The sequence below is a fragment of the Bartonella kosoyi genome (assembly GCF_003606325.2).
In the GTDB taxonomy this organism is placed as follows: Bacteria; Pseudomonadota; Alphaproteobacteria; order Rhizobiales; family Rhizobiaceae; genus Bartonella; species Bartonella kosoyi.
This window is the reverse complement of record NZ_CP031843.2, coordinates 1,983,018-1,995,177: the sequence shown is the minus strand read 5'-3', so window position 1 is coordinate 1,995,177 and position 12,160 is coordinate 1,983,018. Positions and strand designations below refer to the sequence as shown.

General features: G+C 38.4%; 4 protein-coding genes. All 4 read left to right on the top strand.

Going from position 1 to position 12,160, the window contains the following annotated elements; all coding sequences use genetic code 11:
* Positions 1–385 precede the first annotated feature (385 nt).
* The 4 genes from D1093_RS08630 (at position 386) to D1093_RS08620 (ending at position 12,054) form a co-directional block, all read left to right on the top strand.
* On the top strand, positions 386–3,202 hold the full coding sequence (locus D1093_RS08630; RefSeq protein WP_120102404.1) for an autotransporter outer membrane beta-barrel domain-containing protein: 2,817 nt from the start codon (positions 386–388) through the stop codon (positions 3,200–3,202).
* Positions 3,203–4,119: 917 nt separating this feature from the next.
* Positions 4,120–7,755, top strand: a complete 3,636-nt coding sequence (locus tag D1093_RS08625) for an autotransporter outer membrane beta-barrel domain-containing protein (protein WP_244613988.1) — start codon at positions 4,120–4,122, stop codon at positions 7,753–7,755.
* A gap of 455 nt (positions 7,756–8,210) precedes the next feature.
* On the top strand, positions 8,211–8,372 hold the full coding sequence (locus D1093_RS09940; RefSeq protein WP_167309092.1) for a hypothetical protein: 162 nt from the start codon (positions 8,211–8,213) through the stop codon (positions 8,370–8,372).
* A 331-nt stretch (positions 8,373–8,703) separates the two neighbouring features.
* Entirely contained in the window at positions 8,704–12,054 is a 3,351-nt protein-coding gene (locus D1093_RS08620) for an autotransporter outer membrane beta-barrel domain-containing protein (protein WP_150222309.1), read from the top strand.
* Positions 12,055–12,160: the final 106 nt, after the last annotated feature.

The window sequence follows — 12,160 nt, the reverse complement described above, 5'->3', positions numbered from 1 at the left end:
CAATTTGGATATATGTTTTTTTCTGCTTACAGATGCTTATCGTTTCAATAATCGTAAAGATGTTGACTATATCTCTTTGGTTTTGATTAGGCAGCATTTAAAAGGAAGCATTTTAATGCATGTAAACCGATTAAAGCTGTTTTTAAACAATAACTTTAGAGATGATTTTTCTTTTTTTTTCGGCTCAATCTTTATAATTTTTTTTGTAAAAATGATAGATTTAGATTGTATTTTTTAGTCATTTTCTAATTCCATATTTACATAAAACACAAAAAATACTAATAAACTTAATATGTAAAGCCAAAACGTATTAAATTTTCTCTTGGTTGAGTTTTTTTTGATACGTTGTGTGCTTATCTTTGGGGGGCAGGATTATGGTGGAATTATGGTCAATCTATTTAAAAATCGTTTCTCCTTATATACTTTTACAACAGCACTTCTTTTTTTTGTACAAAATGTTGACGCTAAGGTTCAAGCTAGTGCTGCTATTAATACAGGAGTGCAAACTCATTCTGATGTTAATGGTAAAATACGAAATAATTCGAACCAATTTTCATGTAATAGTTCTGAAGCATTTTATCGGTGTCGTGATGGTAAAAAACACAACATTGAAAAGAAAAATTATCAAAAAACTGATAAAAGTACGGATGAAATTATTGCTATACAAGCGTCTGGGCACGGAACGTTGCTCTCAGGGGAGGATATAACTGTTAAGGATGCTTCAAGTACCGTTAATTCAAAAGAAAGTTTTTGGAAGTATGGGGTTGTAGCGAGTGAATATGGAGGAGTGACTATAGAAAGAGGAGAGATTAACTTTACAAATGGTATCGGAGTTGAAGTAAGAAACTCGGGAAAGGTCACTTTAAAGAGTTTTTCCATTACCGAAAAAGGTGGTCAGGTGGTGAGTATAGATGACCATAGTGAAAACTCAGCTTTTAATGTGTCTGGTTCTGGGATTATCTATCTTAAAGAAGGTAAAGTTAATTTAGCCAATACTCATGGTTTTTCAATGCATGGAAATGGTATTCGTGAGGATGCTATGATTATAACTATCGCAGATTCTACGGTTTTAGTAGAGGGTAATGCGTCTTATGGCTTGCGTTTTTTGGAGAAACGCGGGGACAGAAAGGGGAAAATAAACGATCAGAAGGATTCCTATGATGAGTATATTTTTGCGGGTGAGAAAGAGATGTTTGGAGGTTTCCCAAAAACAAACTTACCTGTATCTGTACCAGGGGTTGTCGACTTCATAAAAACCTCTTTTACAGTTCCAAATAGTGCAGCTATTTATAGCAAAGAATCTGGCGCACTTATTAGACTCTTAGAAAAATCCGAAATTTCTGGAGATTTATTGTTGAAGGCTGAAGGGGGGGCTTTTGTGAAAGTTTCAGTTGATGCTGCTACCCTTGTAGGGGGGACACGTGTTGATGTAGATTCTTCTGTTGATTTTCGGTTAACAAATGGTTCAAAATGGACTTTATTACGACCCAAAAATGAAAGTTTGTTAGGTTCTGACTCTATAGGTGTTTCATCGATTTCATTGATACATCTTATTGATAGTTCTATTATTTTTGAAAAACCAAAAACTAACATAGTTGATGGCTATCAAACGCTTCGTGTTGGGAGAGGAAAAGGTGAGGTTTATAAGGCGCAGGGTAATGCGCGTCTTTATTTCAATACTTATTTAAATAAGGGGGGAGCTCTTACCAATCAAAAAACGGATCGGCTTTTAATTCATGGTGATGTTGAGGGAAAAACGATCGTACATGTGCAAAGTGTTTCAGGAAGTCCAGGGGGAGGTACTGGGTTTGAAGGAAGCAACAAGGGGATTTCCATCATTCAGGTGTCTGGAAGAGCAGAAGAGGATTCTTTTAAGTTAGATAGTGATTATATTACGTTGGATGGTTTACCTTATCAGTATAGGCTTCGCGCTTATGGTCCGAGGAGTAATTTAAAGAAGGCAAATCCTTCTCAAAGACTAGTTGAAGGAGGGGGAGAATTTTGGGATTTTCGTCTCGAGAATGGATATATTGATTCTGATAATCCATTTAGTGTCGCTCAGGGGGCTGAGCTTAGAGTGGATTCTTACCGTAAAATTAGCTTAAATCGTGCGCATCGTCCTAGCCAGGAAGGTAAAGCTGATACTACATATAGTGTAACTCAGGGGGGGGAGCTTGTGCCGGCTTCTCGTCCTGAATTGGGTTTATATGGTAAAAATCATTTTAGCCAAGGCGTTAAGGCTGTTGTTCCGCAGGTACCAACTTATCTCCTCTTGCCGAATAGTTTGTTTCATGCTGGTTTGATGGATATCAGCAATCAAAATAAGCAGTTAGAGATACAGCGTGCTCATCCTCGTGAAATGTTGGAAATTCGTGAAAATCCTGCTTCATTTTTGCGTGGTTATGGGGGCAGTTCCCGTTATACTTCAGATTTGTCTGCGCTTGAATATGGTTATGGTGGCGATCTAGGGTATTATGCTCTAGAGGCAGGTGTTTTGCTACAAAAAATTGAAAACGTTGACAGTGCTCTATCCTTTGGGGTTATGGGATCGTACGGAAAGCTTTCTCTGCAACCTTTGAATGTTGAACACAGTCAAAAAAGCACATTTGATAAATGGACTGCTACAGTCTATGGTAGTCTGCAGCATGATACAGGATTTTATGTCGATGGTCTTTTATCCTATGGTTTTTTTAAGGGTGATGTCCTGACAACTGTACGAGGGAAGACAACAACATTGAAGGGTAACCCTTTAAGTGTTTCCTTGATGAGTGGTCGAAAAGTTGCCACAGGATATGAGGGTGTTGTTTTTGATCCACAAGCGCAGGTTGTTTATCAATATCTTCAGTTTAATGAAGCTCGTGATATTGATCATTTTAATATAGAGATGGATAAGCTTGATCAATGGGTGGTGCGTGTTGGTGGACGTTTAATGAAGACACTTGCTGCGCCTGAAAAGGATCGTGATGTTTCTTTCTATGGTAAAATTCATTTTGCTCATGATTTTGGCAAAGAAAGATCTGTGCGCTTTAAAGATTCTTTCCAGTTGGGAGCTTTTGGTTCTTCTCTAGAGGCTGGATTCGGACTTAATGCCCGTTTGTCTCAAAATCTCGCGTTTCATGGGGATTTGGTTTATCAGCATAAGTTGAGCAAAGGTGGTTTTTCTGGAATCAGTTTTTCTGGTGGATTGCGCTATCGTTTTTAGGATGAGTACCTTTGGGGTTAATTTAAAAAAACCACAAGTGATACTTGTGGTTTTTTATTATTATTTTGTTTGAAACTTTGAAGATAAGCTTTTTTTAAAGAATGTTTTTGGCATGAGAAATTTTTTTTCTTTTTAGAAACGAGATAAGGCTTTCTGGGGCACCGTTTTTACTGTTTTTTCCTCTATGAAAGATATTTTTTATAATAATGCATTGTTTTTTATATTGAATAAAAAATATGAATATCGTCGGGCTTTCTCATTTTAGATCTGGGCTACGTTGACTCAATCAAAATCATTTGTTTACACGTTACAAGGGAGAGGTCGTGTGAATAAAATGAGGATAAGAAAGGAGCCAAAAGTCTTTTCATGAATCGCCTCAAAGGTCCAAGGGCTGTCCCAACATTTTAGGGTTGGTAACGTGGGGGATATATCCGCTTACTTATTCATCAGTGTAAAGATGGAATGCTCAATGAATTGACCATTATATCCTTCCAAGGGGCGCTATCGCGAAATGAGCTTCGATGCGTTGAGAGATGTGTCTTTCAAACAAGCATGTGTATTGGCAAAATATCTATATTCTGTTTGGGGCGTTTGGTTCTTCGTGATGGTTGTGACTCTCTTAGAGAACGCGAGAAACATAAAGTTGTGAGGCAATACATCATCTCTTTTTGTGTCAATTTACAAATTCTCTTGAGATCACTGCTTTGGGGGCTATAATTTTCTCTATTTTTACGCGTTATTTTATAAATAACACAATTTTAAATTGTTATGTTTGTAGATTATGGCTTTACACAAAGTGTGGAGTAGTTATATAAAACACAAAACGTATTTTAAATTATCACGTGTAGCCAAAGTTATTCAATAGAACGCGTGTTTTTTTTATTTTTAGAGAAGGGGAAGAAAGTTTGTAGAAAATTATGCTCAAAAATCATCTCTCTTTATGTCGTTTTACAACAGTTATTTTTTTCTTTGTATACAATGCTGATGCCGATGATGTTTCTTCTCAGAAGAAGCAATATTTATGTAACGAAAGTGCTTCATTTTATCACTGTAACGATGGGAAAACGCATGAAATTTCTGGGAAAACTTATCAACTCACGGGTGAAAGTTATGATGCAGCTTTAGAGGCTGCCGGGGAAAATACGCTCATTGAGGGAAAGGCTATAATCATTAACGGTGTTTCGAATGCTAATGGTCCTTCCGGAAAAGGCGTTTGGACAACCGGTGTAAAAGCTTCAAAAGGAGGAGGCGTTGCTCTGTTCGACTCCATGTTAAATGATGTGTCGATAGGGGCTGATATTGACGAGGGTGGCGCTTTTGATATGAAAAACGGGGTGATTAAAGCAACCAGAATGGGGATCAGTGTTTCGAGTGAGCAGTCGTTGGTTTCTTTGACCAAGACAGAAATTAAGACACCTTCTGGTGCGATAGCTCTTTTGAGTCATAATGGGGCAAAAATCTATATGAAAGGAGGGAAAATTGACTTTGTTGATGGTATTGCTGTTCAAACAGGAGGAGAGGGAGAAATTAATTTAGAGGGTGTTTCTATTAGGGGAAACGGGAAACAGCCAACAAATACAGATAATCTTCGTGAAGGTTCTGCTTTTAGTATGCTTCAAGGGAAAGGCATGATTCATTTTCAGAAGGGAAACGTTAATGTTAATAATGTTCATGGCCTTGTATTGAAAGGAAATAATAATGCTGTTGCTGATATTAAACATTCCAATATTTTTGTGAGAGGGAATGCATTTCATGGTATGCACTTTTTTTGGCAAGCTGTCTTGAATGATAAAAAAACAATCATACCTGGTAAGGGAGCGGTCCAGTTGACCCAGACAACTTTTATAGCTCCAGAAAGTACAGCTCTTTATAGCCGAGAATTCGAAAGTTCTGTTAAACTCTTACAAAATTCAAAAGTTTCTGGCGATTTACTTCTAAAAGCTGTTGAAAATTCCAATATCAAAATTGAAGCTGATGCTTCTACCTTACAGGGAAGCGCATATGTTGATGAAAGCTCTACAGCCAAGATAGTGTTAAAAAAGGGATCAAGGTGGATTTTATCGCGACCAAAAGTTGGACAATTGCAAAACTCTGTTGTTTCTGGTGCTAAGTTAGGGGATTATTCTTTCATTTCATCGGTTGAACTGACGGATAGTTCTCTTATTTTTGAAGAACAAAAATCCAAAACAACAGATGGCTATCAGACACTTCTCATCGGAAAAGGATCAGGGACGGTTTATAAAGCCCACGGTGATGCATATCTTTATCTTAATGCATATTTGGATAAAGGGGGAAGGCTTGAAGAGCAGAAAACGGATCGGCTTTTAATCAATGGTAATCTTGAAGGAAAAACGATAGTCCATGTGTATAAGGTGCCTGGAAGCCCAGGGGCATTGACAGGAGAGGGCGGTAATGATCAGGGGATTTCTATTATTCAGGTTTATGGACAAGCCGCTGAAGATTCTTTTCAGTTAAAGGGAGGGTATGTCGCACTCGAAGATTCCCCTTATCAGTATCATCTTAAGAGTTATGGTCCAAGCTCTACTTTAGGAGAAGCAGATTCCAATCAAAGAGTGCTTAAAAACGCTGGAACATTTTGGGATTTTCGCCTTGAAAGTAAAATGGTTGATTCTTCCTCTCTTGATCCCACTGAAATTTTTCCTGTTCTTGATGCTGTTGTTCCTCCTGTTTCTGATGAGGTTCCTGCTTTTCCTAAAACTCGTCCTCATATGACTGGAGGTGAAGAGGAGGTTATCGATCCTAATTCTCAGCAGAAACCTCAAGAGCCAAGTCTTTCTTCTCCTGATAGGGATCCCCATCTTAAGACCTTATCTGATGCTTCCGATGTTTTTATGTTGGTTGTTCCAAATCCTTCTCCTGTTTCTCCTCCTCCCTCTCTTGCACCTGTTAGACCCAGTACTCCTAAATCTCATCCAGTTGTACCGACATCTGTTTCCCCCACTTCTTCTGTTGCTGTGTCGTCTGCGTCTGATCCTTCTGTTCCGCCTCCTGTTTCACGCCCTCCTTCTGTTGCTGTGTCGTCTGCGTCTGATCCTTCTGTTCCGCCTCCTGTTTCACGCCCTCCTTCTGTTGCTGTGTCGTCTGCGTCTGATCCTTCTGTTCCGCCTCCTGTTTTACGCCCTTCTTCTGTTGCTGTGTCGTCTGCGTCTGATCCTTCTGTTCCGCCTCCTGTTTTACGCCCTCCTTCTGTTGCTGTGTCGTCTGCGTCTGATCCTTCTGTTCCGCCTCCTGTTTTACGCCCTTCTTCTGTTGCTGTGTCGTCTGCGTCTGATCCTTCTGTTTCGCCTCCTGTTTTACGCCCTCCTTCTGTTGCTGTGTCGTCTGCGTTTGATCCTTCTGTTTCGCCTCCTGTTTTACGCCCTTCTTCTGTTGCTGTGTCGTCTGCGTCTGATCCTTCTGTTTCGCCTCCTGTTTTACGCCCTCCTTCTGTTGCTGTGTCGTCTGCGTCTGATCCTTCTGTTTCGTCTCCTGTTTCACGCCCTTCTTCTGTTGTTGTGCCCTCAGCGTCTGGTCCTTCTGCTACATCCCCTATTTTTAAGCCGTCTTCTCATTTTGAACCAAATGTGAGAACCATTGTTCCACAGGTTTTGACTTATATTCTTGTGCCAAATACCTTATTTCATGCTGGATTGGTGGATATTAGTCATCAAAATAAGCAGTTGCAGACACTGCGAACTTTTTCTCGCCGTTTGTTGAAAACTAATGAAAGTCCAGCTTTATTTTTGCGTGGTTACGGGGGACATCATCGTTATACTTCCAATTTGTCTGCACTGGAATATGGATATGGAGGCGACCTTGATTATAATGCACTAGAGGCAGGTATTTTACTTAAGAAAATCGAAAGTGCATACAGTACAACATCCTTGGGGATTATGGGCAATTATGGCAAGCTTTCTTTGCTGCCTCGAGAGGTGAAACAACGTCAAGAAAGTATATTTGATAAATGGACAATCACAGCATATGGGAGTATGCAGCATGATACGGGTTTTTATATGGATGGTCTCTTCTCTTATGGTTTGTTTAATGGCAATGTTCTTACACGGGAGCGAGGTAAAACGGCCGCATTGAGAGGAAAGCCCTTAAGTTTTTCCTTAACGGCTGGTAAAACATTTAGGATAGGTTGTCGATGTTTTATTTTTGAACCACAGGTTCAATTTGTTTATCAAAATCTTCAGTTTCATAACACGCGTGATATTGATAATCTTAATATTGATATGCGAAGACCAGATCATTGGGGGATGCGTATTGGGGGGAATTTAACTAAAACACTGACATTAACGAAAGATGCACAGGTTCTTTCATTCTATGGTACGCTTCATTTCGTTCGTAATTTTGATGATAAACAATTTGTGTATTTTAAAGATGCTTTTCAGCTTGGTTCTTTTGGTTCTTCTTTAGAAGCTGGATTGGGTGTTTATTCGCAGTTATCCCCAAAAATTACTTTTCATAGTGATCTGATTTATAAGCATAAATTTACCAAAGCTGGCTTTTCTGGAACGCATTTTTCTGGTGGATTAAGCTATCATTTTTAGTTGCATTTTTTCCTTTATAATTCACCCTTTGTGAAAATTATAAGTACAAAAAATGATTTTATTGTGTTTTTTTCTGTTTTTAGCTTTACATATAATCCAAAACAAATTATTTGAATAGCACATAATAGGAACAATCTATCGATGAGGTGGGGGGCGATTTTTAATGAAGATGAAGTAAGGGAAGTTTAGAGTGAATAATGATGGAAGTATTAAAACTTCATGTATCTTTATGTGCTCTTACGATGTCTATTTTATTCTTTATGCATAATATAGATGGGAATGTGCAAGAGGAGCTTTTGTGTCGTTTTCTTTTAAAGTCCTATTCATGTGATGTTTTTGAGGAGTGTGGGTTGCGCACGTGATACTTGTTCAGATACTGCTGATAGCAGTTTCTCTGGTGTTTCGAAGGCAAGAAAGTTTGGTCAGGTAAGCATTAAGGTGAGGAAAGAGAAAATTTGCAGATTGATGGGGCTTTGCCGTTAAAAAACACTGATAAAATTTCATCAGGGGTACTTGCACAAGAAAAAATGAAGAGTGTTTTAGATAAGGTTTCTGTTACTGGAAGTGTTAAGAACCCGGTCAATGATATTCAATGGAAAGTTTCATATTGCCATTAGTTTTAGATGAAAACAATGTGTGCAGTTTGGAGATCAATGCCAATTGGGGGCTTTGGGTTCTTTTCTCGAAACTGGAGTAGGGTTGAATGCGCAGTTGTCTTCAAACTTTGTATCGTATCGGGAGGATTTTTTTTAGGCGGGTTACGCTATCGTTTTGAGGGATCTATAAAATATAATCTGAATTTTACATAAGCTACAGAATCTTGTGTGCAGTATAAAATAAATATCTAAGTTTTATACTTCTCACTATTCGTTTGTTTAAGTGAGCGTTATTGCGCGTATTTTTTATTTTTAAGTCAAGGGGGCAGAAGAAAAAATTGGGAATAGAATTATGATTAATGTATTAAGAAATTATAGATTTTTATTTATCACAACGGCTATTGTTTCTTTTTTGCCAATCGTGAGTGTTAATGCAAGTTCTCATAATTTAGGAAATCTCTGTGATCCAAACGCTCAATTTTATAAATGCAATGATGGTAAAAAACATACGATTAAAAATAAAACTTATCATTTAGAGTATTCTCAACAATCTATTTCTGATTCTACTCCTATTTCAGCTCTATATGTAGAAAAAGCAGGTACAGTTGTTGATGCTTCGCAGATAACTGTTACGGGTGATAGTGCAGATGAATTATACGGCTATGGTGCATTAGCAAAAGAGGGAGCTCATCTTAATCTAAAAGATTCAAATTTTAAGAATATACCTGCTCTTCATGCTGAAAGTGCGGTTATTCGCATGACAGATGGCACTATTACGGGGGTTTCTCACGCTATTTCTGCACTGGGTAAAGGAACAGATATTGTTTTAGTGCGTGTCAAGATTGAAACAACACCAAAAGAAACAACACCAAAAGAATTGAATGGTGTAGGAGAGACTGCTCTGATTAGCAGTTTGGGTTCAAAGATTAGGCTGTCAGGGAGTACCGTTATTTTTAATGGGAAAGGCCCGTTTTCATCAATTTTGGGGGGAGAGTATAGTTTCGATAGTTCTGTCATTAAGGGAAAAGGAAAACAAAAAACTGTTATCGTTGGTGAGAAAAGTGTCAATAAATTACCAGAAGCTTTTGATATCTCTCAAGGTGGTTTTGTTCAATTGAATAATAGTTCTATGGAACTTAGTGATATGCATGGTTTTTTGGTTAAAAGTTCTTCAGGGAATGTGAATAATGAAGCTAGGTTGTTGAGGCAAGGATTTAATTTAGCTGATGTGTTTAAGAAGACGAATATTAAGATTGAAAAGTCCAATATTTCTGTTCAGGGGAAGAAAGCCTATGGTCTTTATTTTTATGGATTAGATGCCAATGATATATGGGGCAATATGAGAAATCTGGGAACGCAAGGCGTTGCTTTGGAAAAGACAACTGTTCAGTTATCAAAGACAAATTTTTTAGTTCCAGAAGGGATTGCCATTTATGGTACTGGAGATGCTGGTTATGGGGCTGAAGCTACCCTTGAATTATCGGAAAGTACAAAAGTCTCTGGTGATTTATTGTTAAAAGCTGAAAATAATTCTTCTCTTAGTGTTCAAGCCTATTCTTCGACTCTTACAGGGGGAGCACGCATTGAGGATAGGTCTCGTATTGATTTGCAGTTAAGAAATGGTTCAACATGGTATCTTACTAAGAGTAAATATCAAGGTTCACAAGAAGCGGACTTTACGGTTTCATCGCTTTCTACTTTGAGCCTTTTGGATAGTACCGTTTTTTTTGAGAAATATGTCTCTCAAGATTATCAAACATTGTATATTGGAAACAAAATAAACAATGGAGACGATATTCATGCATTAGACAATAGCAATAAAACAGCTGGTGTGGATGACGTGTCCAATAAAGTATACAGTGCGGAGGGAAATGTTCAGATTAAGATGAGCACATTTATGCATAATGATGGTTCCTTTGATCCTCAACAAACAGATCGCATTTTGATCTATGGGGATATTGGGGGAACAACCCTCATTGGAATGGAAAAATTTCAAAAAACTTCAGATAAAGAAATAGGAAGGAAGGGCGATCAAAGTATTTCACTTATTCAAGTTGCAGGGAGGGCAGAGGAAAGTTCTTTTAAGTTACTCAATAGTTATACGACGGTAAATGGTTTTCCTTATCAATATAAACTTCGTGGCTATGGTCCAAGTTCTTCTGCTGGAAATGCAGATCCCAAAAATAGATTGGTTGCAGGAACAAGAGATTTTTGGGACTTTCGTCTCGAAAGTGTTTATATTGGTTCTGAGTTAGATTCTTCTGAATCTGCTTCTAAACCGACGCCTACGGTTATTCCTCCTCAATCTGAAGAAGATAAGATCCCTTCTGAACGACCAACAGAGACTATTTCGCCTGAACAAACGCCTACTGTTGAGCCTCCGCTGATACCATCTACACCTTCTTTGCCTGAAGAAACTGAACCGTCTGAAACATTTATCCCTACGGATTCTACGCCTACTCCTTCTAAACCTATTCCGCCTGAGCTGCCTTCTGTACCGACTGTTCCAGAGGAAGCTTCTACTGAGCAACTTATGCCACTTGTTCCAGTTGAGACTTCTACGGATGAGGTTATGCCATCTAAGCCATCTGTTCCGGTTGTTCCTTCAGCTACGGATTCTGATCCTGTTGCTTCCCCTTCTGATCCTATTGAACCAAAGCCTTCTACGTCCTCTGATGCTTTGAAACCTTCCTCTAATCTTCCTATGCCGCTTGATGTTCAGCCTGAGCTAGGTATTAGAGCTGTTGTTCCGCAATTGCCTACTTATCTTCTTTTGCCAAATGCTTTATTCCATGCGGGTTTGATGGATATGACTACGCAAAATAAAAAGTTGGAGACAATGCGGGGTGTTTTTCACTCTTCTTGGAAAGAAGATGAAAACACAGCCTTTTTTCTGCGTGCTTATGGGGGGAGCCATCATTATGCTTCCAATTTATCTGCTTTTGAATATGGCTATGGCGCTGAGCTTGATTATAATGCATTTCAAGCAGGTGTTTTGTTAAATGAGATTGAGAGTTTATATACGCGTACATTCTTTGGGGCTTTGGGGAACTATGGAAACCTTTCTCTACATCCTCAGAATGTTGAACAAAGCAAAAAAAGCGCATTTCATAAATGGTCTGTTGGGGCTTATGGAAGTTTGCAGCATGATACCGGTTTTTATATGGATGGGGTGTTATCGTATGGCCTTTTTAAGGGTGATGTTTTGACCCTTGCACGAGGCAAAGTTGTTGCATTAAAGGGGAAACAGTTTAGTGGTTCTTTAACGAGTGGTAGAACGTTTGCAATAGGCGATAAAGGCGTTGTTTTTGATCCGCAGGTTCAGATTGTTTATCAGCATCTTCAATTTCATCAAGCGCTTGATGTTGATAATCTTGATGTTGATTTAGGAAAATTTCATCAATGGATGGGGCGTGTTAGTGGGCGTTTAAGCAAGACGCTAGGTGTTTCTGAAAAGGGACGTGAGGTTTCTTTTTATAGTAAGCTTTCTTATTTGCATAGTTTTGAAGATAAGCAATTTGTTTCTTTTAAAAACGATTTCCAGTTAGGTTCTTTTGGCTCTTCTTTGGAGGCAGGGCTTGGGTTTGATGCACGTCTTTCTTCAAAACTTTCTCTTCATGGAGATGTTACTTATCAACATAGGTTGAAGAAAGTTGGTTTTTCCGGCACGCATTTCTCTGCCGGATTGCGTTATCTTTTTTAGCTATACATAAACTATATAGTAACTTATATATAAGTATATAGTGTTATATTAAGTATTAAAGTAACTATCTTGTTTTATATTTGTTGTATTTTCAGAATTTTGTAGC